Origin of the sequence: Streptomyces sp. NPDC087844, assembly GCF_044742785.1 — a bacterium.
In the GTDB taxonomy this organism is placed as follows: domain Bacteria; phylum Actinomycetota; class Actinomycetes; order Streptomycetales; family Streptomycetaceae; genus Streptomyces.
In genome coordinates this window covers 57,065-80,047 of the sequence record NZ_JBIUVD010000002.1, presented here as the reverse complement: position 1 = coordinate 80,047, position 22,983 = coordinate 57,065, and the positions used below count along the sequence as shown (strand labels likewise).

Annotated in this window: 17 protein-coding genes, 1 tRNA gene and 1 riboswitch; of the genes, 3 read left to right on the top strand and 15 right to left on the bottom strand. The window is 70.5% G+C overall.

Features of this window, described 5'->3' with window-relative positions; all coding sequences use genetic code 11:
- Positions 1 to 116 precede the first annotated feature (116 nt).
- Positions 117 to 202, bottom strand: a tRNA-Leu gene (locus ACIOKD_RS04010).
- 401 nt (positions 203 to 603) lie between these two features.
- Between ACIOKD_RS04010 and ACIOKD_RS04005 the strand changes: the two genes are divergently transcribed.
- Both ACIOKD_RS04005 and ACIOKD_RS04000 read left to right on the top strand, forming a co-directional pair.
- A complete protein-coding gene (locus ACIOKD_RS04005; protein WP_402077848.1) occupies positions 604 to 1,374 on the top strand; it encodes an ABC transporter ATP-binding protein in 771 nt (256 codons plus the stop codon).
- Between the two features lie 333 nt (positions 1,375 to 1,707).
- Positions 1,708 to 4,236, top strand: a complete 2,529-nt coding sequence (locus tag ACIOKD_RS04000) for an ABC transporter permease (RefSeq protein ID WP_402077846.1) — start codon at positions 1,708 to 1,710, stop codon at positions 4,234 to 4,236.
- A 76-nt stretch (positions 4,237 to 4,312) separates the two neighbouring features.
- Here ACIOKD_RS04000 and ACIOKD_RS03995 read toward each other — a convergent pair whose 3' ends face one another.
- From ACIOKD_RS03995 to ACIOKD_RS03955, 9 genes are all read right to left on the bottom strand, one after another.
- Positions 4,313 to 5,611, bottom strand: coding sequence for a class I SAM-dependent methyltransferase (locus tag ACIOKD_RS03995; RefSeq protein WP_402079154.1), 1,299 nt, complete (start codon positions 5,609 to 5,611; stop codon positions 4,313 to 4,315).
- 295 nt (positions 5,612 to 5,906) lie between these two features.
- Positions 5,907 to 7,292: an NAD(P)/FAD-dependent oxidoreductase gene (locus ACIOKD_RS03990; protein ID WP_402077843.1), complete on the bottom strand. Its 1,386-nt coding sequence runs from the start codon at positions 7,290 to 7,292 to the stop codon at positions 5,907 to 5,909.
- Between the two features lie 470 nt (positions 7,293 to 7,762).
- Entirely contained in the window at positions 7,763 to 8,704 is a 942-nt protein-coding gene (locus ACIOKD_RS03985) for an exopolyphosphatase (RefSeq protein WP_402077841.1), read from the bottom strand.
- Between the two features lie 121 nt (positions 8,705 to 8,825).
- Positions 8,826 to 9,344, bottom strand: coding sequence for a DUF501 domain-containing protein (locus ACIOKD_RS03980; protein ID WP_402077838.1), 519 nt, complete (start codon positions 9,342 to 9,344; stop codon positions 8,826 to 8,828).
- Between the two features lie 29 nt (positions 9,345 to 9,373).
- Positions 9,374 to 9,850 (bottom strand): septum formation initiator family protein, encoded by a 477-nt coding sequence (locus ACIOKD_RS03975; RefSeq protein WP_402077834.1) that lies wholly within the window; start codon positions 9,848 to 9,850, stop codon positions 9,374 to 9,376.
- 90 nt (positions 9,851 to 9,940) lie between these two features.
- On the bottom strand, positions 9,941 to 11,227 hold the full coding sequence (gene eno, locus ACIOKD_RS03970; RefSeq protein WP_402077831.1) for a phosphopyruvate hydratase: 1,287 nt from the start codon (positions 11,225 to 11,227) through the stop codon (positions 9,941 to 9,943).
- 406 nt (positions 11,228 to 11,633) lie between these two features.
- Positions 11,634 to 12,341, bottom strand: a complete 708-nt coding sequence (locus tag ACIOKD_RS03965) for a transglycosylase family protein (protein ID WP_402077828.1) — start codon at positions 12,339 to 12,341, stop codon at positions 11,634 to 11,636.
- 4 nt (positions 12,342 to 12,345) lie between these two features.
- A riboswitch (cyclic di-AMP (ydaO/yuaA leader) is annotated at positions 12,346 to 12,516 on the bottom strand.
- Positions 12,517 to 12,734: 218 nt separating this feature from the next.
- Entirely contained in the window at positions 12,735 to 13,637 is a 903-nt protein-coding gene (locus ACIOKD_RS03960; RefSeq protein ID WP_402077826.1) for a transglycosylase family protein, read from the bottom strand.
- Between the two features lie 218 nt (positions 13,638 to 13,855).
- Positions 13,856 to 15,151, bottom strand: coding sequence for a cytochrome P450 (locus ACIOKD_RS03955; protein ID WP_402077824.1), 1,296 nt, complete (start codon positions 15,149 to 15,151; stop codon positions 13,856 to 13,858).
- Positions 15,152 to 15,322: 171 nt separating this feature from the next.
- Between ACIOKD_RS03955 and ACIOKD_RS03950 the strand changes: the two genes are divergently transcribed.
- Complete coding sequence (locus tag ACIOKD_RS03950; protein WP_402077821.1) at positions 15,323 to 16,525, top strand: globin domain-containing protein; 1,203 nt, start codon at positions 15,323 to 15,325, stop codon at positions 16,523 to 16,525.
- A gap of 94 nt (positions 16,526 to 16,619) precedes the next feature.
- On the opposite strand, the gene ACIOKD_RS03945 is transcribed toward ACIOKD_RS03950, so the two are convergent.
- From ACIOKD_RS03945 to ACIOKD_RS03925, 5 genes are all read right to left on the bottom strand, one after another.
- Entirely contained in the window at positions 16,620 to 17,606 is a 987-nt protein-coding gene (locus tag ACIOKD_RS03945; RefSeq protein ID WP_402077819.1) for a nucleoside triphosphate pyrophosphohydrolase, read from the bottom strand.
- Between the two features lie 59 nt (positions 17,607 to 17,665).
- Entirely contained in the window at positions 17,666 to 18,313 is a 648-nt protein-coding gene (locus ACIOKD_RS03940; RefSeq protein ID WP_402077817.1) for a SurA N-terminal domain-containing protein, read from the bottom strand.
- Positions 18,314 to 18,452: 139 nt separating this feature from the next.
- The gene (locus ACIOKD_RS03935; protein WP_402079151.1) at positions 18,453 to 19,934 is read right to left on the bottom strand and encodes a protein kinase; all 1,482 of its coding nucleotides are present in this window, start codon (positions 19,932 to 19,934) and stop codon (positions 18,453 to 18,455) included.
- Positions 19,935 to 19,972: 38 nt separating this feature from the next.
- Positions 19,973 to 20,575, bottom strand: coding sequence for a hypothetical protein (locus ACIOKD_RS03930; protein ID WP_402077814.1), 603 nt, complete (start codon positions 20,573 to 20,575; stop codon positions 19,973 to 19,975).
- A gap of 143 nt (positions 20,576 to 20,718) precedes the next feature.
- Positions 20,719 to 22,773 (bottom strand): N-6 DNA methylase, encoded by a 2,055-nt coding sequence (locus ACIOKD_RS03925; protein WP_402079148.1) that lies wholly within the window; start codon positions 22,771 to 22,773, stop codon positions 20,719 to 20,721.
- Between the last annotated feature and the right edge of the window lie 210 nt (positions 22,774 to 22,983).

Sequence of the window (22,983 nt, the reverse complement as noted above, 5' to 3'; positions counted from 1 at the left end):
CGGCGGACGCAACCCGCTGTCAACGGTCGAGTGGTGAAGTCTTCAATGAAGGATGCACTCTTCGTCGTGATACGCCGGGAAGGGCGGGGAAGGCCCTGGAAGGGTGAAAGTGTCGGTGGTGCCCGGAACCGGACTTGAACCGGTACGCCCGTTAAGGGCAGCGAGGTTTAAGCTCGCCGTGTCTGCATTCCACCATCCGGGCAGGCCATGGACTCCGCTTCGAGTGTCCCGAGCCTATCGGGACAGATCCCCCGAACAGCGGTGGGGCGACCCGATGTTGTCTTATTTTATTGGCGTCTGAGGGTGCATCAGCCCACGGTATGCGCCATCCGCACATGCCACGTGCCTTTCGACGTGCGCGGGACGGCGCTCAGGGAATGACGTGATTTCACCGCCCGAACGAGCGGAACCTGACGAACCGTCGCCGTTTTGCCCTCGGGTTCCTCTCGAGGGCGGGTGTCATCCCCAGGTATGACCCGGGGCCGCGGGGTCCGACCCGAGTCCCCCTCGGAACCGGAACAGAGGGTGACTACACGGCGGCGGCCGGCGCCGACGATGGAACGGTCGTCCACTCGTCGTCGTACCGACAAGGAGCACCCTTCCGTGACCACCACTCCCCTCGCCGAACGGTCCACCACGGTGGCCGCCCGTGCCACGGAACTCTCGAAGGTCTACGGACAGGGGGAGACCCAGGTGGTCGCTCTGGACCGGGTCTCCGTCGACTTCCGGCAGGCCGAGTTCACCGCGATCATGGGTCCCTCCGGCTCCGGCAAGTCCACGCTGATGCACTGCGTGGCGGGGCTGGACAGTTTCTCCTCCGGCTCGGTCCGCATCGGTGAGACCGAGCTGGGGTCCCTCAAGGACAAGCAGCTGACGAAGTTGCGCCGGGACAAGATCGGCTTCATCTTCCAGGCGTTCAACCTGCTGCCGACCCTTACCGCGCTGGAGAACATGACGCTCCCCATGGACATCGCCGGCCGCAAGCCGGACAAGGAGTGGCTGCACAAGGTGATCGAGATGGTGGGTCTGGCCGACCGGCTCTCCCACCGCCCCTCCGAGCTGTCCGGCGGCCAGCAGCAGCGCGTGGCCGTGGCGCGTGCGCTGGCGTCCCGCCCGGACATCATCTTCGGCGACGAGCCCACCGGGAACCTGGACTCGCGCTCGGGTGCGGAGGTGCTGGGCTTCCTGCGCAACTCCGTGCGGGAGATGGGGCAGACGGTCGTGATGGTCACCCACGACCCGGTGGCCGCGGCGTACGCGGACCGGGTGATCTTCCTGGCCGACGGGCGTGTGGTGGACGAGGTGCACGCGCCGACGGCTGACGCGGTGCTGGACCGCATGAAGCGTTTCGACGCGAAGGGCCGCACCAGTTGACCGGGGCGCCCCCCGACCTCCTCCTGCCTGAGCCCGGTACCCTCCCGCGGGCCGGCGGGGGCGGGCCGCGCAGTTCCCCGCGCCCCTGAAGGGACGCGCTCCAGGGAACGCGCAGAACGACGCGAGCAACCCTCGCAGCCCGCACCCAACACCCCACCCCAGCCCCCACTTCCAGGGGCGCGGGGAACGGCGCAAACGCCCCCACCTGCCGGCACCCGACACCCCACCCCAGCCCCCAACTTCCGCAGGGGCGCGGGGAACGGCGCAAACGCCCCCCGGCCGGCACCCGATATGCCACACCCGTCCACCCCGACCCACCTGGACTGAGAACACATGCTCCGTACCGCCCTGCGCAACGTGCTGGCGCACAAGGCCAGGCTCCTGATGACCGTGCTCGCCGTGATGCTGGGCGTGGCCTTCGTCTCCGGCACCCTGGTCTTCACCAACACCATCTCGGACGCGTACCAAAAGAGTTCGGCGAAGGGCTTCGACCAGGTCGACGTGGCCGTCGAGCCGGAATACGCGGACGACGGGAGCGACGACCTCGGCAAGGAGCCCGAACTGACCCAGGCGCTGCTGGACAAGGCCGCAAAGGCCCCCGGCGCCGAGTCCGCCATCGGCGTGGTCACGGGCTTCACGGCCATCGCCGACAAGGACGGCAAGCTCATCGGCGGCGGCTTCCAGTCGCAGGGCGGCAACTACTGGGGCGACAAGGACCCCCGCTACCCGCTGAAGAGCGGCAAGGCCCCTTCCGGCAAGGACGAGGTCGCCATCGACGCCGAGACGGCCGAGCGCGCCGGCTACAAGGTCGGCGACACCGTACGGCTCTCGGTCGACGGCCCGGTCCTCACCCCCACCGTCACCGCGATCTTCACCACGGACGACGGCAACGTCGCCGCAGGCGGCAGCCTCGCCCTCTTCGACACGGCCACCGCGCAGCAGCTCTTCCACAAGACCGGCGCGTACGGCGAGATCGCCGTGAAGGCGGCCCCGGGCACCAGCCAGACCGCCCTTCTGGCGAGCCTCGACAAGGTCCTCCCGCAGGACGCCACCTACACCACGACCGGTCAGGAACTCGCCGACGACCAGGCCGCCATGATCGAGAGGGAGATGGCCGGCCTCAAGACCGGCCTGCTGGTCTTCGCCGGCATCGCCCTGTTCGTCGGCACGTTCATCATCGCCAACACCTTCACCATGCTGGTCGCCCAGCGCACCAAGGAACTGGCGCTGCTGCGCGCGGTCGGCGCCTCCCGCAAGCAGGTCACCCGCTCGGTGCTCCTCGAAGCCTTCCTGGTCGGCGCGGTCGCCGCCGTCACGGGCCTGCTCGCCGGTATCGGCATCGGCGCGGGCCTGCGCGCCCTCATGGGCCTGCTGGACGCCACGGTCCCGGCCGGGCCGCTGGTCATCACCCCGGGCACGGTCGGCACGGCGTTCGCCGTCGGCATCCTGATCACGATGCTGGCCGCCTGGCTCCCGGGTCGCCGCGCCGCGAGGATCCCGCCGGTCGCGGCGATGAGCAGCGTGCACGCCACATCGACCACCAAGTCGCTGGTGCTGCGCAACACCCTCGGTGCCCTGGTCGCGGCGGCGGGCGTCGTCGTCGTCCTCTACGCCACGACGATGGACGGCACGGACGGACAGGCCCCGATGGGCCTCGGCGCGGTGCTCCTGATCATCGGCGTCTTCATCCTCACGCCCCTCCTCTCCCGCCCGCTGATCGCGAGCGCGGCCCCGGTCCTGCGGATCTTCGGCGTCTCGGGCAAGCTGGCCCGCCAGAACTCCGTACGCAACCCGCGCCGCACCGCCGCCACCGCCTCCGCCCTGATGATCGGGCTGACCCTCATCACCGGTATGACGGTGATGGCGGGCAGCCTGCAGAAGGGCATCGACAAGATGGCCACGTCCGCGCTGAAGGCGGACTACGTGGTCTCCATGGCGAACTTCAACGACCTCTCGCCGGACGTCGAGAAGAAGCTCGCGAAGACCGACGGCGTCACGACCATCAGCGCCCTGCGGGACGCGCCCGCGCGTATCGACGGCGACACCGAGTACGTGACCGGTGTGAAGGGCTCCGCGATCGGCGAACTGACCGATCTGAAGGTCGACAACGGCTCCTTCGAGGTCAGCAGCACGCAGGCGGTGGTGGACGACGACACCGCCGAGAACCACGGCTGGAAGGCGGGTTCGACGTTCTCGGTCTCCTACGAGGACGGCAAGAAGCAGAAACTGACGGTCGCCGGTGTCTACGAGGGCAACGAGATGATCCGGGGCATCATGGTCGACATCGCGACCCTCGCCCCGAACCGGACGAACCAGGGCGACGCGCAGGTCATGCTGAAGACCTCCGGCGGCACGTCCGACGCGACCAAGGACAAGCTGGAGAAGGCGCTCGGCAACAACCCCGCCGTCAAGGTCCAGGACAAGCAGGACGTCTCCAACGAGATCGCGCAGATGTTCACGCTGATGCTGAACATGCTCTACGGCCTGCTGGCGATGGCCGTCCTCGTCGCCGTCCTCGGCGTGATCAACACCCTCGCCATGTCCGTCTTCGAGCGTTCGCAGGAGATCGGCATGCTCCGCGCGATCGGCCTCGACCGCAAGGGCATCAAGCGGATGGTCCGCCTGGAGTCCCTGGTCATCTCCCTCTTCGGCGGAGTGCTCGGGGTGGGCCTGGGCGTGTTCTTCGGCTGGGCCGCCGGTGAACTCGCGGGCGCCAAGATGCCGACGTACGAGCTGGTGCTGCCCTGGGACCGGATGGCTGTCTTCCTCCTCCTGGCGGCGGCCGTCGGTGTCCTCGCGGCCCTGTGGCCGGCCCGCCGGGCGGCGCGTCTGAACATGCTGTCGGCGATCAAGTCCGAGTAGGCGCCGCCGCACGACCGCCGACACGTCGGGAGGGCCGGACCGATCCGGTCCGGCCCTCCGGGCACGCGCGTCCGCCTCAGTTCCAGGTACGGGCCCGCAGCGGCATGCCCGACGCGCCGGAGCCGGGCGTGCGCACCGCCAGCACCTGGTTGACGCCGATGCGGTTGCGTTCGAAGGCGAGCGCCGAGGCGGCCATGTAGAGGCGCCAGACGCGGGCCCGGCCGGGGCTGGTGAGCTTGACGGCCCGGGGCCAGTCCGCCTCCAGGTTGGCCACCCAGCGGCGCAGGGTGAGCGCGTAGTGCTCCCGGATCGACTCGACGTCACGCACCTCGAACCCGGCGCCCTCCAGCTGGGTCACGGTCTCGCCGATCGGCGCGAGCTCCCCGTCGGGGAAGACGTACGCGTCGATGAACTCGTCGATCTCGTACGCCCCTTCGTCGCGCCACGGCCGGCGGCCGATCTGGTGGTTCAGCAGCCGTCCGCCCGGCTTGAGGAGGGTGAACAGATCCCGCGCGTACTCCAGATAGCGTTCGCCGCCGACGTGTTCGGCCATCCCGATGGAGGAAATGGCGTCGTACGGCCCGTCGCCGACGTCCCGGTAGTCCTGGACGCGGATCTCGACCCGGTCGGTGAGCCCTTCCTCCGCGACGCGCTTACGGGCGTACGTCGCCTGCTCCTGGGACAGCGTCACGCCGACGACGCTCACGCCGTACTCGCGGGCCGCGTGGATGGCCATCGAGCCCCAGCCGCAGCCGACGTCGAGCAGTCGCATGCCCGGCTTCAGGTCCAGCTTGCGGGCGATGAGTCCGAGCTTGTCGCGCTGGGCGTCCTCCAGAGTGCCGTCCGGGGCCTCCCAGTAGGCGCACGAGTAGACCATGGACGGCCCGAGGACGATCTCGTAGAAGTCGTTGCCGACGTCGTAGTGGTGGCTGATCGCCTGCCGGTCGCTGCGTTTGGTGTGCAGGTGCGAGAGCTGGGACCGTCTGCGCACCTCCTCGCGGGGCGGGGCGGGCGGCAGGGGCGAGCCCGCCATCCGTACGAGCCCGCGCACGGCGGACCGTACGTCGGGGTCCCGCAGGGCCTGGACCAGGGTCCTGGCGTCCTCGCCGCGCTCCCAGACCATCTCGGCCATCGCGTCCAGTACGGCGTACAGGTCGCCGTCCACCGTCAGGTCCCCGGCGACCCAGGCCCTCGCCCAGCCCAGTTCCCCCGGCTTCCACAGGAGTCGGCGCAGCGCCCGCCGGTTCCGTACGACGAGCACGGGCGTGCCCGGCGGTCCCGCTTCCGAACCGTCCCAGGCACGAATCCGTACCGGGAGCGGGGCTCCCAGCAGCTGTTCCATCAGCGCCTTGAGCCGAAGCGCCGCGTCCTGCATGACGCACACCTCCGTGACGAGGAATTCCACAAACTCCAACACCACGTAAACACCAACGGGGCCGGAGCGCAGTCCCGCGAAAGTGTCATGTTCGAGCAAAATACATGCACACACCATGTACTAGGCGGTGGGTGTCCGGCCCCATTCCTGGGGGCTGCCGCCCCCAGACCCCCGCATCACGCTGCGCGGACCGGGGGTTCGGGGGCGGAGCCCTCAGGAAACACCGAAGGGACCCCCCGCACCACGGATGGCGGAAGGCCCCTTCAGAGCAGGCGGGCGGGACGGCGACCGAAGGTCAGGAGGCCTTCGCCTTCTCCTCCGTCTTCGCGACAGCGGCCGGCGCGGGCGCCGGCTTGGCCGCCTCGTAGAACTCCTCCCGAGGAGTCTCCATCGCACCGAGCGAGACGACCTCACGCTTCAGGAACACAGCCAGCGTCCAGTCGGCGAAGACCCGGATCTTCCGGTTCCAGGTCGGCATGGCCAGCCCGTGGTACCCACGGTGCATGTACCAGGCCAGCCGCCCCTTGAGCTTGATCTTCATCTTGCCCACGACGATGAACGCGACGCCCTTGTGCAGCCCGAGCCCGGCGACCGCACCCTTGTTGGCGTGGCTGTACTCCTTCTGCGGGAAGCCCCGCATACCGGAGATCACGTTGTCGCCGAGGACCCGCGCCTGACGCAGCGCGTGCTGTGCGTTCGGCGGGCACCAGGCGTTCTCGTTGCCGGCCTTGCGGCCGACCAGGTCCGGCACCTGGGCGTTGTCGCCGGCGGACCAGATGTAGTCCGTGCCCTGCACCTGGAGGGTGGTCCGGGTGTCCACGTGGCCACGGGGGCCGAGCGGCAGGCCGAAGCGGGAGAGCACCGGGTTGGGCTTGACGCCGGCCGTCCACACGATCGTGCTGGAGTCGACCTCAAGGCCGTTCTTCAGGACCACGTGACCGTCGACGCAGGAGTCCATGGAGGTGGAGAGGTAGACCTCGACCCCACGTCCTTCGAGGTGCTCCTTGCCGTACTGGCCGAGCTTGGGGCCGACCTCGGGAAGGATCTTGTCCGCGGCGTCGACGAGGATGAAGCGCATGTCCTCGCGGGACACGTTGGTGTAGTACTTCGAGGCGTCCCTGGCCATGTCCTCGACCTCGCCGATGGTCTCCGCGCCTGCGAAGCCACCGCCGACGAAGACAAAGGTCAGCGCCTTGCGGCGGACATCCTCGTCGGTCGTGGAGTCGGCCTTGTCGAGCTGCTCAAGGACGTGGTTGCGCAGGCCGATGGCCTCCTCGATGCCCTTCATGCCGATGCCCTGCTCGGCGAGGCCGGGGATCGGGAAGGTGCGGGAGACCGCGCCCATCGCGATGACGAGGTAGTCGAAGGGCAGCTCGTACGCCTCGCCCACGAGGGGGGCGATCGTGGCGGCCTTGCGGTCCTGGTCGATGGTCGTGACCCGGCCGGTGAGGACTTCCGCCTTGGGCAGCACGCGTCGCAGCGGGACGACGACGTGCCGAGGCGAAATGCTGCCTGCGGCTGCTTCGGGGAGGAAGGGCTGGTAGGTCATGTACGACCGGGGGTCGACGACCGTGACGGTCGCCTCGCCGTAGCGCATCTTCTTGAGGATGCGCCGAGCTGCGTACAGGCCTACGTACCCACCGCCTACTACGAGGATCCTGGGACGCTCCGTGGTGCTCATGCCATCGAGTATCCACCTGTCACAGGGGGGTCGCTCGTGCGCCCCTTCACAAGCTTCTTCGCGCCCTCTGCTACACTGCGCCACCCACGTGACCCAGGTCATGTTCCGGCAGGGGAACCAGCGCGCGCCGCGGCCCGTTGTCAATGCCTCCTGAGCTGCCACTCCGGCCCATTCTCACCGCTGGACCAGTCCCCCTCTTCATGCGATCGCAGCACCCGCGAAACAGTCCGTTGGGCACGCCTTCGATGCCGCCAGGGGCCCTGGAGTACCCGGAGGGGGCAAAACCTCCCTCAACAGGGCCGATTCTCTTGTGAAGAACTTCACGAAGTTTTCCGCCGGGCTGCCGGGAAGGTCGTTTCCAAGCCCTCTTCAGGCCCCTCAAGTGCGCTCATACGTTGTCGGACGTGCTCAGCGGAGGCCACTGACGCGTGCCAAGAGGGGCCCGGGAAGGGCTGCGGACCGGGCCCGGGTCAGGCCACGGACCACGCGATGCCGTCGAGGATGTCGTGCTCGCTCACGACGACCTCCCGCGCGCCGGTCCTCTCCATGATCGCGAGGAGTACGAGGGCGCCGGCGCCGATGACGTCGACGCGCCCCGGATGCATCGAGGGGATCGCCGCCCGGTCGGCATGCGTGGCGGCGAGCAGCCGCTCGGTGATCTCACGGACCCGGTCCACGGAGACCCTGGAGTGGTGGATGGCCTCGGAGTCGTACTCCGCGAGCTCCAGGGCGATCGCCGCGACGGTGGTGACGGAGCCGGCGAGCCCGACCAGCGTGCGGGCCTCTCGCAGGGGCACGGACTCCTCGGCGAGGTCGAGGGCCGCCTCGATGTCGGCGCGGATCGCCCGGACCTGCTCCTCGGTCGGCGGGTCGGTGACCACGTCGTCCCGGACGAGGTGCCGTTCCGTCATCCGTACGCAGCCGATGTCCACCGAGCGGGCGCCCCGCACGTGGTCGTCGCCCACGACGAACTCCGTGGAGCCGCCGCCGATGTCCACCACGAGGTAGGGCTTGGCCAGGTCGTCACGGCCCGTCAGCTCCTTCGTGGCGCCCGTGAACGAGAACTCGGCCTCCTGGTCGCCGGAGATGACCTCGGGCTCCACACCCAGGATGTCGAGGACACCGCGGACGAAATCGTCCCGGTTCTCGGCGTCGCGGGAGGCGGAGGTGGCCACGAAGCGCAGACGTTCGGCGCCGTGCTCCTTGATGACCTCGGCGTACTCCCGGCAGGCCGCGAAGGTGCGCTCCAGGGCCTCGGGGGCGAGGCGGCCCGTGCGGTCGACGCCCTGTCCGAGGCGGACGATCGTCATGCGGCGGTCGAGGTCGACGAGTTCGCCGGTCTCGGGGTTCGCGTCCGCGACGAGCAGACGGATGGAGTTGGTACCGCAGTCGACGGCGGCGACGCGAGTCATGATGGTGATCTCCTGTAACCAGTCGTTCGTCCCGCTCGGGGGCTCCGCCCCCGAACCCCCGTTGCGCAGTTCCCCGCGCCCCTTACAAAGATCGCGCAGTCGGCCGCGTACCCCCGGTCGCTCACGCCGTAGGCAGGACGCACGCCCCCTTGCGCCACCACTCCGGCAGCATCGCGATCGCCTCGTCGCCCAGGGGGTTCACCCCCGGCCCCGCGGCCAGCGAGTGCGCGACCAGTACGTGCAGGCACTTCACCCGGTCCGGCATCCCGCCCGCGCTGGGAAACCCTTCGAGCACGTCGATGGAGTCACGGCGCGCGATGTAGTCCTCGTGCGCGGCCCGGTACGCCTCGGCCAGCTCGGGGTCCGTGGCGAGACGGTCCGTCATCTCCTTCATGACGCCGTTCGCCTCCAGCGTGCCGATGGCGGAGGCCGCGCGCGGGCACGTCAGGTAGTACGTCGTCGGGAACGGCGTCCCGTCGGGAAGCCGGGGGGCCGTCTCGACGACGTCCGGCTGTCCGCACGGACAGCGGTGCGCGATCGCGCGCAGCCCGCGCGGCGGCCGCCCGAGCTGCTGCTTGAAGGCCTCGACGTCGGCGTCGGTGGGCTCGGTGCGCGCGGTGGGCGGCGGGGGCGTTTCCATGCCTTGGCTCTGTGTCCTTCTGGTTCAGTTCACTGGTCGGAGGCGTCGGCCTTGTCGACGCCGTCCCAGACGTTGGCGTACCAGGCCCGGTCGGCGGCCGTCCGGTCCGTGCGCGTCTTCTTCGCCGCGTCGGGGTCGACCACGATGAAGCCGGTCTCGCCCGGCATCACGTAGTGCAGCCGTTCCCGAATGCGCTGCTCGGCGTACGCGTCGTCCTGCCAGCGCGCCTTCAGGTCGCGCAGCTCCTCGACGCGCTCGCGGGCCTGCTCGCGCTCACGCTGCAGCTCGGCGACCTCGGCACGCTGGGAGACGTACTGCCTTATGGGATAGGCGAGGGCCACGACGAGCGAGCAGAGGACGAGGGCGAGAAGCGCCGCGCGGCCGGTCAGCCGGGAGCGGCGCGCCTGGCGTTTGGTCTGGGAGCGGTAGACCCGGGCGGCGGTCTGCTCGCCGAGCGCCCGCAGCCTGGTCGCGGTGGAGAACCGGTCACGGTCCTTCACAGCCATCTGTCCCGCCTCCCCGATACGTACGTACGTCCCCGCACACGGTACGGGACCGGGTACGGGGACGTACGTACGACGCTGCCTACGAGGGCGTCAGCCCTTGAAGCGGGGGAAGGCCGAACGGCCCGCGTACACCGCGGCGTCGTCGAGGATCTCCTCGATGCGCAGCAGCTGGTTGTACTTGGCGACGCGGTCCGAGCGGGCCGGGGCGCCGGTCTTGATCTGGCCGCAGTTCACGGCGACCGCGAGGTCGGCGATGGTGACGTCCTCGGTCTCGCCGGAGCGGTGGGACATCATGCACTTGAAGCCGTTGCGCTGGGCCATCTCGACGGCGTCCAGGGTCTCGGTCAGCGAACCGATCTGGTTGACCTTGACCAGCAGGGCGTTGGCGGAGCCCTCCTCGATGCCGCGGGCGAGGCGCTCGGGGTTGGTGACGAAGAGGTCGTCGCCGACGATCTGGACCTTGGAGCCCAGCTTCTCGGTGATGACGTTCCAGCCGGCCCAGTCGTCCTCGTACAGCGGGTCCTCGATGGAGACCAGCGGGTACGCGGCGACGAGCTCCTCGTAGTACTCGGTCATCTCGGCGGCCGAGCGGGACTTGCCCTCGAACTCGTACTTGCCGTCCTTGTAGAACTCGGACGCGGCGACGTCCAGCGCGAGGGCGACCTGCTCGCCGGGGGTGTAGCCGGCTTCCTTGATGGCTTCGACGATGAGGTCGAGGGCCTCGCGGTTGGAGCCGAGGTTCGGGGCGAAGCCGCCCTCGTCGCCGAGGCCGGTGGACAGGCCCTTGGTCTTCAGCACCTTCTTGAGGGTGTGGTAGACCTCGGCACCCCAGCGCACGGCCTCGGAGAAGGACTCCGCGCCGATCGGGGCGATCATGAACTCCTGGATGTCGACGTTCGAGTCGGCGTGCGACCCACCGTTGAGGATGTTCATCATCGGGACGGGCAGCAGGTGCGCGTTCGGTCCGCCCAGGTAGCGGAAGAGCGGCAGGTCGCTGGCCTCGGAGGCGGCGTGCGCGACGGCGAGGGAGACGCCGAGGATGGCGTTGGCGCCGAGCGAGGCCTTGTTGTCGGTGGCGTCCAGGTCGATCATCGCCTGGTCGATGAGGCGCTGCTCGGTGGCGTCGTAGCCGACGAGCTCCGGGCCGATCTGCTCGATGACGGCGAGGACGGCCTTCTCGACACCCTTGCCGAGGTAGCGGTTGGGGTCTCCGTCACGGAGCTCGACTGCTTCGAAGGCACCGGTGGAGGCGCCGGACGGAACGGCGGCACGACCCGTGCTGCCGTCGTCGAGGCCGACCTCGACCTCGACCGTGGGGTTGCCTCGGGAGTCCAGGATTTCCCGGGCTACGACGACGTCGATGGACGGCACGAGCATCTCCTTCTGGGATGTGACACAAGCTGTGCCGGGCCGGAGGCCCGGTTGCGCGCAGGCCGTGGTGGCCCCGCGGGATGAGCCTAACCGGCTGCCGGGGATCGGCCAGCCCTCGACCGCCTCCTGGACAGAACCGAGAGGAAATTGTTTCCGAACGGAACAAAGACGCGGGCGGAGGCAGGGGCGGAGGCACTCACAGAAAAGCCCCGCCCCGGTGCGTACGGGGGAACACGCACCGGAGCGGGGAGCCCGTGGGGGACGGGGGTGGCCCTCACGAGGCCTCCACTATGAAGGACACGGATGTGAGAGCGCTGTGGTTCAGCGGCGATTCGGATGTGGGCCGGACTTCCGGTCGAGGCCGAGCGGCCAGTGCCTCGACCGGACATCCGGCGCCACCGTCAGCCGGGGTTCAGCTGAGGTGCAGCTGCTGGCCCGGGAAGATGAAGTCGGCGTCGTCGACGATGTCGTCGTTCAGCTTGTACAGCTTCGCCCAGCCGCCCTTGACGTTCTTCTTGTCGGCGATCCCGCTGAGGGTGTCGCCCTTGACGACCTTGTACTCGCCGTCGCCCTTCTCGACCTTCTTGCCGGTCGGGGTCTCGACGGTCTTCTTCGCGGCCGGACGGTCCTGGGAACGCGAGGCGCGCTCCTCGGAGGACTGCGAGTTCTGCTGCTGCGGCTGCGAGGTGCCCTGGTTGGAGCTGTCGGAGCCCGAGGGGGCGGTGGAGCCACCGGTCGAGGCGCCGGACAGGCCCACGCCGCAGCTCGGCCAGGCACCCTTGCCCTGGCTCGCGAGGACCTTCTCGGCGACGGCTATCTGCTGGGACTTGGACGCCTGGTCGGCGGTGGAGGCGTACGAACTGCCGCCGTACGCGGCCCAGGTGGAGGACGAGAACTGCAGGCCGCCGTAGTAGCCGTTCCCGGTGTTGATCGACCAGTTGCCGCCGGACTCGCACTGGGCGACGGTGTCCCACTCGGAGGCAGTGGCGGCGGAGGCGCCCGTGGCGCCCATCAGCGGGACGGCGACGGCGGCGGTGGTGACACCGGCCAGCGTGGCGAGACGGGTAGTCCGGTTGGCAAGTGTCGGGCGACGGTGCTTGCCCTTGCTCGAAAGCAGCATGAAGTGATCCCCTCACCGACGCCTGCGAGGTGAGCTGTCGGGTTCGGGCCAAGTGAGTTGCCCGGCCGCGCGACACTGCTGTCACACGGCTTAACCCCAAGCCGTACCCGGTCTCGACGACCGGTTCCGGCACTTACCTTGGGTCCCCCGCTCCTGCCTACGGCGCTTTACGCGACGACTGTTCCCGTACGGCCGTTGGCAGGATTCGGCGTGCGACCGTCGGGGCTCACCAATGGCGAGCGGTCACGACCGTAGACACGGGCCGCGCCGAATTTCAAAGACGATCAGGGGTGTTGAGATCCATGTCTCAATTCGCCAAATCGGACATTCAGCGCGAACTACCGCTGGTTTTCGCCCGATTCGGCGCCTTGATCACTACTTGCTCGATGCCGCTCAGCCGTCGACCGTGATGCGCTGACCGGGGATGATGAAGTCCGGGTCGGCGCCGATGCTGTCCTTGTTCGCGGCATAGAGCTCGCTCCACCCGCCGTCGACACCAAGGGAGTCGGCGATGCTGGAGAGACTGTCCCCGGAACGGACCGCGTACGAGCCTTCGTCGGCGAGGACGCGTGAGGTGCTGTCGATGCGCGAGGCGTGCCGGCCGGCGTAGTCGTCAGCGCGGGGGGCCATGTCGACCTCTTCGGCGCTGCCACCCCGATGACGGCCGGAGTTGTCCGCGGCCGCGTCGGCCGAAGCGTCGTCATTCTGGGACGACTTGTCCGAGTCGTCACTCTTCGCCTTGGTGTCCGCGGACGAGCTGTCCGTTCTCTGTGACTCCGAGGCGGAGTCGTCGGAGGACTTCGCATCGGAGTCCGTCGAGGAGTCGGACTTCGCGCCGTCGCTCCCCTTTGTCGCGTCCGCGTCGGCCGACGGGCTCGGAGAGTCCTCGGCGAGGCCCGTGTCGACGTCGGCGGAGTCGGAGTCCTGCGTCAGACCGGCGACGAGACCACAGGTCACCCAGGCGCTCGTCCCCTGGTCCGCGAGGATCTTCTCGGCGACGGCTATCTGCTGCGAACGGCTGGCCTGGTCGGCGCTCGGCGCGTAGTCGAGGCCACCGTGTTCCTCCCAGGTCTCCTGGTTCATCTGGAGGCCGCCGTAGAGCCCGTTGCCGGTGTCGGCGCTCCATGAGCCACCGCTCTCACACTCGGCGACCGCGTCCCAGGTCGTGCCGCTGGCGGCACTCGCGCCGCTCGCACCGAGCAGGGGGATCGCGATGGCCGATCCGGCCACGCCGGCGGCGACGAGGAGCGCCGGGGCCTGGCGGGGGCGACGATGGCGGCCGTTCCCGGAGAGCATGCGGTTGCCTTTCGCGTGACAGCAAGGAGTACGCACGGGGCACGGCGGAAAGCCGTGCTCGTGACTGCTGCGACGGGCGGACCTGCCGCATTGATGGGTGAACGTAGTGGCACTCGAACTCTTGTCACAAGTCGATGCAGCGCAGATAACGTGAAGATCACAGAGTTGACGGAGTCTCACCTTCCGTTGCCTTCGGTGCTACAGCCGCAGAACTTCCGTCAAGACTTCGCGACCGGGGTGAACTCCACCGGAAGCGTGCGCAACCCACGCATGATGAGCCCGCCACGCCACCTCAAATCCGCCGAATCTCCCGCGAGTCGCAGGTCGGGCAGGCGGGTCAGCAGCGTCGCCAGCGCGGTCCGGCCCTCCAGCCGGGCGAGGGGCGCGCCGAGGCAGTAGTGGATTCCGTGCCCGTAACCGAGGTGTTGGTTGTCACTGCGGGAGAGGTCGAGCGTGTCCGGGTCCTCGAACCGGCCGGGATCACGGTCGGCCGCCGCGAGCACGACGAGTACGGGGTCACCGGCGGCGATGTCCTGACCGCCGACGCTGAGCGGTTCGGTGGCGAACCGCCAGGTGGCCAGCTCCACGGGCCCGTCGTAACGGAGCAGTTCCTCCACGCCGGTCGCGAGCAGGTCCGTGTGGCCGGCCGCGAGGGAGTCCTGCAGCCGCCGCCGCTGCTCCGGGTGGGTGAGCAGGGCGTAGGTGCCGTTCCCGATGAGGTTCACGGTTGTCTCGAAACCGGCGAACAGGAGGATGAAGGCCATCGCCGCGGCCTCGTTCTCACTGAGGTGCTCGCCGTGGTCGGAGGCCCGGATGAGAGCGGAGATCAGGTCCTCCCCCGGGGCGGCCACGTCCGTGAGTTCCTGGCGCTTGCGGTGGATCAGCTCGGCGAGGTAGCCGCGCATCTTCTTGACCGACCGGGCGACACCGCCCCTGGGCCCGCCTCCGTGCCGGATCATCATCCCGGCCCAGTCGCGGAAGTCGTCCTGGTCCTCGCGCGGGACGCCGAGGAGATCGCAGATGGCGTAGATGGGGAGCGGGAAGGCGAAGTCGTGGATGAGGTCCGCCTCCCCCCTCTCGGCGAACCCGTCGATCAGCTGGTCCGTCAGCTCCTGGACCCGGGAGGCGAATTCGGCCACCCGCCGGGGTGTGAACGCCTTGCTGACGAGCCGCCGCAGCCGGGTGTGGTCCGGCGGGTCGATGTTGAGCAGGTGGGTCATCAGCTCGGCCTTGCGCTCGCCCGGAATGCCGGTCTTGCCCTTCGCGTGCGCGGGCTCGTCGTGGTGGGCGGAGTTCTTGCTGAGCCGGCCGTCGGCGAGGGCCTGCTTGGCGTCCGCGTAACGGGTGACGAGCCACGCCTCCACCCCGCTGGGCAGCTTCGTCCGATGCACGGGGGCGTGCTCACGGAGCCAGGCGTACGCCGGGTAGGGATCGGTGGCGAACTCCCAGCTGAAGAGTTCGGGGACGGGCTGCCCCGTGGTCGGCGCGGGCGGCTGTGCAGGCGTTTCGGTCACTCCTCGACGGTATCGGGAGGGGCGGCCCGAGCCCGCCCGGCGTCCTGGCGGCCCGCGGTCGCCCGCGCCCACCGGTCGCGACTATGACCGATTTACGCTTTTCACCCTGGGCTGTCCCGAAAGGTACTGCCTCTTGACTGTCCGGCTCTCCGGCTACCTACATTCGCGAGCGTGGACCCCGAAATACTCCGGACCAGTTTCGCGGTCGTCGAAAGGCGGGCCGAGTTCGCGCTCAAGTACTTCTACTCGCATCTGTTCTGGCACCACCCCGATGTCCGCGCCCTGTTCCCGCTGGACTCCCCGCAGGACAAGGAACGCCAGCGGGACCGTCTGTTCACCGCTCTGGCGCTCGTCGTCGCCCGCCTGGAAGGGCCGGGACTGCATGAGTACCTCCGGGAGCTGGGGCGGGACCACCGGAAGTATCTGGCGCGCCCCGAGCACTACACGGCCGTGGGAGACAGCCTGATCGCCGCGTTCGCGGCCGTGTCCGGGTCGGCGTGGAGCGCGGAGGTGGAGAAGGCCTGGGACGAGGCGTACGCGCTGATCGCGGACGCCATGCTGGACGGCGCGGGGGAGGCGGAGAGCCAGGGGCAGCCGTCCTGGTGGGACGCCGAGGTCGTCGGCCGCACCGGGCATGGGGACGATCTCGCCGTACTGACGCTCCGTCCGGACCGGCCCCTCCTCCATCTGCCGGGCCAGTACGTGAGCGTCGGCAGCCCCCGGGTGCCGGGTGTCTGGCGCCCGTACTCCGTCGGCAACGCGCCCCGCTGCGACGGCACGCTCGATCTGCACGTCAGCCTCGTCCCGGGCGGCGCCCTGTCGCCCGAACTGGTCCGGCGCGTCCGGGAGGGCGATGTCCTGCGGCTCGGCGCGCCGGGCGGTCGGCTGACCCTCCGTACGCCCGTGGAGCGGCCCCTCACCTTCATCGCGGCCGGTACCGGCTGGGCTCCGGTGAAGGCTCTGCTGGAGCAGCTGGGGCGGGCGCCCGGCACGTACGACGAGGCCCGGCTCTTCGTCGTGGCCCGCGATGTCGCGTACCTCTACGACCGGGCCGTGCTCGACGGGTTGCGCACGCGGCTGCCCTGGCTGGACGTCACCGTGCTCACGCCCGCACCCGGGCGCCCGAAGGCCCAGGCCACGGAGCGGCTGCTGACGGCTCTGGGGAACCGGGCGAACTGGGCGCGGCACGATGTCTATCTGGCGGGGCCGCCAGGGTTGGTCGCGGAGACCTCCGCGGTGCTTCCCGGGCTGGGTGCGGAGCCGGAACGGATTTTCTGTGACGAACTCCCGTCCACGGGGCGGGACCGGGTCCGGGGCCGCGACCAGGCGGTGGGGACTGGGGCGTGGTTGCTGCGGCGGCCCCAGCCGCGGTAGCGCTCCGCGCTTCGCGGGGAGGCCGGTGCTTCACCTGCGGGCCGGTGCGTTGCCTGCGGGTGCTTCGTGGCCGGTCGCGCCCCTACCGGCGCGCTCAGGACTCCGTTGCTCGTATCGCGTCGCGGTAGGAGCGGGCGGCTGCTCTGAGGGCTGCTTCCGGGTCTACGCCGGACTCCTCCGCCCGGGCTGCCAGGGCCAGGAGTTCGTAGCCGATGCCCTCGCCCTGGGGCAGGGGGGCGTCGAGGCCGGCCGTACGCGCGCGGGAGGCCAGTTTCGCGGCCAGCGCGAGGGCGGGCTGGCCCAGAGGGACGCCCTCCGTGACGGATGTCCGCTGTTTCTCCTCGGCCTTGGTGCGCAGCCAGTGCTCCTTGACCTCCTCCGGTGTGGAGGCGGTCTCGTCGCCGAACACGTGCGGGTGGCGGTGGATCAGCTTGGTGACGATGCCGGCCGCCACGTCGTCGATGGAGAAGGGCTCCGACCCGTCCTCCAGGCTGCCCTCCTCGGCGATCCGGGAGTGGAAGACGACCTGGAGCAGGACGTCACCGAGCTCCTCCCGCAGTTCGTGCCGGTCGCCCTCCTCGATGGCCTCGACCAGTTCGTACGCCTCCTCGATGCCGTACTTGGCGAGGCCCTTGTGGGTCTGCTGCGACGACCAGGGGCATTCGAGGCGGATGCGGTCCATCACCTGGACGAGGTCGAGGAGGCGGGCGCCCGGGAGGTCGTACGAGGCGGGGAGCAGTTCGAGGTCGGGCATCTGCACGCGTCCCGTGCCGGCCAGCCGGGCCAGCCCGTCGGTCAGCCGCGGTTCGCCCTCGCCGGTGGCGACGACGGTGACCGTGCGCCCCCCGGCGCAGGCGTCGACCAGCTCCCGGGCGCCGGGCGCGGCCTCCTCGACCTGGATGCCCGCCTCGCGCAGGTACGGCAGCTGCGGGTGGGCGCCGTCCGCGCACAGGACGCGGTCGGCGCCGTGCAGCGCCTGCCAGGCGGGCCAGGACAGGAGTCCGGGCGCGACACGGTGGCTGGTGGTGAGCAGGACGATGCGCCCGGGGCTGGATGCGTTCACACCTCGAACGTAACCCACGCCACCGACATCAAGGTCACGTGCGCCGGACGGTACGGGCTCTCGAAGGGTTTCAGCGGTTACGCCGTCTTCTGGGACGCCGCCGCCGTGACATCGCGTACCCACGGGAGCTTGGCGTCGACGCGGCTGCTCTTCTCGACGTCCCAGCTGCCGTACCGGGGGTTCAGGTCGACGTCCAGCTTCTTGGAGGCCTCGGACAGCGCCTTCCAGAAGGCCGGCTGGCTGGTGTCCGTGCCGAGTGCGGCGGCGAGCTTCTGGGCCTCGATCTGGACGCGGAGGTTGTCGTCGAGCCGCTCGGGCGGCACTCCGTACTGCTGGAGCCAGCTCACCTCCAGGGCCTTCGCGCCGCCGGCCTGCTGTTCCAGGCCGGTGCGGACCTCCTGGATCGCCTTGCGGGTGACCGTCACGCCCGCGTCGTCGGCGGCCCGGTGCAGCACCCGGTCGAGGACCATGCCGTGCAGGGTGTCGCGGGTGAGGCCGCCGGACTTGGCGATGGCCTGCTCGTACTGCGCCTCGCCCGTGGTGGCGGCCCGCTGTGCGGTCCGTACCTCGTTCACCCGGTTCTCCAGCTGGGAGACCGTGATGCGGTCGTCGCCCACGACGGCCGCGGCACCGGGATGCGCGTCGCTGCCACAGGCGGTCAGAAGGGGGGCCGCGGTGACGAGAGCGGCGGTGAGGAGGAACGCGGTGCGACGGCGGCGGTGCAAGGAAAACCTCCTGTAGGAGATTGTGCGACGGTGCACAAAGTCTTGCGATGATCGATGTTAGGCAGGGGACCGGCTCTCGGCCACCCATTCGACCCAACGATTCGCCAGGACTTCGGGCACCGTCCCACGGGCGCGCGGTTCAGCCGCGGACCTGCCCCAGCCAGTGCAGCGTCCGGCCGATGTCGCCGACCAGCGGATGGCCGGGGCCCCGCAGCCGTTCGACGTCGTACTGGAGCCGGGCCAGCGTGTCGTGGGCGGCGGCCCGGTCGCCGAGCGCGAGGAGCAGATGCCCGATGCGGCGGCGGACCTCGAAGGACAGTTCGGCGTCCTGGGCGACGTACTGGTTCTCGTAGTACGGCAGGAGCGCGCGGTATTCGGCGAGTGCCGCCGCCGGTTCGCCGAGCTGTTCGAGGCACTGGGCGGCCTCGTAGCGGAAGCGCAGGGACTGCGGGTCGGCCTGGCCCGCCTCGGTGGCCCGCTCGTCGGCGAGGCGGCGCAGTTCGGGCAGGGCGCGGCGGTACTGGCCGTCGTCCATCAGCGTGGCCGCGTACTGCTTGCGCAGGGTGCGCACGACCGGTGAGTGCTCGCCGTGCTGGGCGGCGGCGGCCGGGAGGATCTGGCCGAGGATGTCGACGGCCTGCGTGATGCGGCCCTCGCCGAGGAGGCGCTTGACCTCGTCGACGGCTCCCGCGACGTCGGGCTTCTCGACGGCGGGCGCGGCCTGCGGCTGCGCCGCGGGGGTGCGGGCGCGGTCCGGCCAGGGGGCGTGTGGGCGCAGGAAGGGGCGGGTGGGGTCGAGCGGCCCGCCGGACGGGATCCCGCGCGCGGGAAGCAGCGGCAGCAGCTGCTCGTACGTCTCCTGGGCGGAGTCCGGGCGGTGCTGCGGGTCCTTGGCGAGCAGCCGCAGTACGAGGGCTTCGAGCGCCTCGGGCACCTCGGGGCGCAGCCGCCGGACCGGCAGGGGCGGTTCGTAGAGGTGGCGGTGCAGCACGCCGAGGGCGGTGGAGCCCGAGAACGGCACGTCCCCGCTGAGGAGTTCGTGCAGCAGCACCCCGAGCGCGTACAGGTCGGTGTACGGGCCGACCGCGCCGCCCATCGCCTGCTCGGGGGCCATGTAGGCGGGCGATCCGATGGGGGAGCCGGTGTGCGTGAGGCGGGTGGTGTCGGTGTCCATCACGGACGCGACGCCGAGGTCGAGCACGGTGACCGTGCCGTCCTGCTTGATCATCACGTTCCGCGGCTTGAGGTCGCGGTGGACGATCGGCACGGCGTGCACGGCGGAGAGCACGGCGCACAGCTGCGCGGCCACCGAGACGGCCCACTGCCAGGGGTAGGGATCGTGCTCGGCGAGGTGGTCGGAGAGGTCGGCCCCGTCGACGTACTGCATGACGAGGAACAGCTCCTCGTCCTCGCTGCCCGCGTCGTGCACCGTGACCAGTCCGGGGTGGTCGACCTGCGCGGTGACGCGGCACTCGCGCACGAAGCGCCGGCGCAGCTCGTCGGCCTCCTGCCCCGCGACCTTGTCGGGCCGCAGCAGTTTGACCGCGACACGCCGGTCGAGACGCTGGTCGTACGCCGTCCACACCTGGCCCATGCCGCCCTGTCCGATGAGTGTGGACAGTTCGTAGCGGCCGGTGATCACCCGTCCCGGCGCCACGCTCACCTGCCGTCCTCGTGCTTGCGGAGGTAGTCGCTCAGCTCGTCGAGCTCGGCGCGCACCTGGTCGATACGGGCGGGCGCGGGACGCTGCGGCGGCGGGGTCGGGGTCGGGGTCGGCGCGGAGGACGGGGGCCGGGGTATCGGGGCCATCCGCGGCACCGGTGTGTGCGGACCGGTCGCGGCGGCGTACGGCGGCTGCGGGTAGCCGTAGGCGTGCGCCGGAGGCTGCCCGCCGCCGGCGTACGCCTGATAGGCGTACCCCAGGGCGTGGAAGTGGCGGACCTCCACCGCGAGGTAGTACGAGATCGCGGGGACGAGGGAGCCCACGAGCAGGGCCAGGCCCGTCCAGCCGCCCGGCGTGTGGATCTCCTCGCCGGGCTCGTTGCCGAGCAGGACGAGACCGAGGGCCTCGGCCGCGAAAGTGGCCACCAGGAGGCCCCAGTCGAGCGATTTGCGGGTCACGAGCGCCAGGCGCAGCATCATCACCCAGCCGAGAAGGCCGAAGCTGCACACGGAGATCACCACGAAGAGCACGCGCAGGAAGACCAGCAGCCCGGTCGAGGGTGGCGGCTGCACCGGCTGCGCCTGGCCGTGGCCTTGCATGGTTGCTCCTAAAGGCCTGATGGGGACGGACGGAGGTGCGGACGTACGAGTGCGGAGTCCGAGCGTATAGGCCGACAAGGACAACCGGTCCAGGGTTGTACCGAACCGTTGTCGCGCTGGTCACCGCGTCCGTCCCACGGGACTCAGCCGGGCTCGACCGTGCCGTCCGTCAGCCCGTCGTACATGCCGCGGACCAGCTGCTCCCCGAGGCGTCCCGCGAGCCGCAGGGTCTCCTCGAACTCGGCGAGCGCGCGGAACCGTTCGCCGTAGACGCGCTGCTGTTCCAGGGGCAGCCGGGGCAGTTGGAGACGGCGTACGTCGAGCCGGGTCGCGGTGGACGCATAGCTGCTGGCCTGGCGGTTGTTGGCGGTGCCCCGCAGGAAACCGGCGAGGAACCACGGGTCGAGCGCGGCCGGGTCGGGGCGCAGCAGCGCGAGGTTGCGGCCCAGGGCGGCGCCCGCGATCGTCTCGTCGACCACGCGCGCGATGGAACCGCCGCCGAGCACGGGCACGACGACGTCCCCCGCCTCGGTGAGCACGGCTTCCTCGTCGCTCTCGGGCAGCGTTCCGGACGGTGCCGTACCGGCCAGGACGTCATGGTCGGTGAGGACGGGCACGCGCGCGTGCCCGCCGCTGCCTCCCGTACGCAGCTGGAGCGCACCCCCGCGCGCGAGTTCACCGATCGTGGTGAGCGGACGGCGGACGGGCGCGCGCGGAGCGGCGGGGGGCGGGGTGAGGCGGTCGGTCAGGCGGAGGGTCTCGCCCAGGCTGTCGCGCACGCCGGCCAGGTGTTCGGCGCCGCCGCCGGCCTCGGAGGGCGGCAGATGGCGGGCCGGGGCCAGGTCCACGTCGTCGTCGAGGAGTTCGATGACCGGCACGCAGCGGCTGAGGCCCGGCTGCTCCGGCGTGGTGCCGGTCCGGTCGAAGGGCCGCCAGGCGTCGAGGACGGCGGTGCGCACGGCCTGCCAGTCGAGGCCGCCGCGGCTGTCCGCGGTGAACACTCCCGTGTCGGCGAGGAGCACCTCGGGCGCCGCGACCTGCGCGGCGACGGCGGGCTTGCGCAGCACCCACAGGTGCAGAGGGAGGTTGTACGGGGGCGCCGCGCCCGGCGGCAGGGCGATCACCGCGCGCAGGGCGCCGCGGCGCAGCAGGTCGGCGCGGATACGGCGGCCGGAGCGGCGCGACGCGGCGGCGGGCGGCATCAGGAGGACGGCGACGCCACCTTCCCTGAGTCGGGCCAACGCGTGCTGCACCCAAGCCAGTTCGGACTCGGTGCGGGCGGGGAATCCGTACTCCCAGCGGGGGTCGTAGGCCAGCTCGTCGTGCCCCCAGTTGCGCTCGTTGAACGGCGGGTGGCACACGACGGCGTCGGCCCTGAGGCTCCCGTACGCGTCCTCGCGCAGGGTGTCGGCCGCGGCGGTGCGCACGACGGCGCGGGTGTGGAGGGCGAGGCGCAGTGCCGTCAGGGCCGCCAGCTCGGGTGCGCTGTCCTGGCCGTTGAGGTGCTGCTCCTCGGTTGCGGGCGTGCCCTGTGCGGCGGCCACCGCGCGCAGCAGGGCGCCGGTGCCGCAGGCCGGGTCGAGGACGGTGGTAGCCGGTCCGGCGAGGTCGGCCATCAGGGCGGCCAGGCCGGTTGGCGTGAGTGTGTACTGGCGGGGGTTCGCGTCGAGGTGCCTGCCGAGCAGGAACTCGTACGCCTTGCGCGCGTCCAGTTCGGCGGCGAGTTCGGCCGCGGCGCGCAACAGGGGTGCGGACGGCCGCAGCCGGTCGGCGGTCGGCGTGGTGACGGCCCGTTCGCGGATCGCGCCGAAGCGCGGGGTGAGGACCTGGTCGAGGGGCCCGGGCAGCAGCTCGGCGAGACGGGCGTCGGAGCCCGCGCTCACCTCCAGCCAGACCGTGGGCCGGTCGTGGACGAGCAGAAGAGCGCAGCCGACGTGGATGAGTGCGGTGACGGGGCCCTGCGGGTGTCCGGCGACCTGCTGCCAGACGCGCTCGCGCAGGGGGACCTCGGCCAGCTTGCCCTGGGCGCGCAGCCAGTCCTCGATCTCGGTGAGCGCGAACAAGGGGCTGGTCTCGGTGCCGCCGACGGACTTGGGGAAGTCGGTGTGCCGGCGGCGCCAGTTGCTGACGGCGGCGCGGCCGACTCCGGCGAGCCGGGCGATCCCGGCCGCGGTGACCTCTGTCCCGTTCTCCTGCACCCGCTCGGCTCCCCTCGTCTGGTGTGTGACGTCCGTCTGGTGTGTGACGTCCGTCTGGTGTGTGACGCCGAGCATAGCGATGTACGCAAGGGCCACCCATTCACGGCCGTGTACGCGCTCATATCCGTGAACCGTGTTGACTCGGTTCACAGGCTCTGCTGTGATTGACCCATCGGATGAACGGCCGCCGAGTTGAGGCGGTCGTCAACC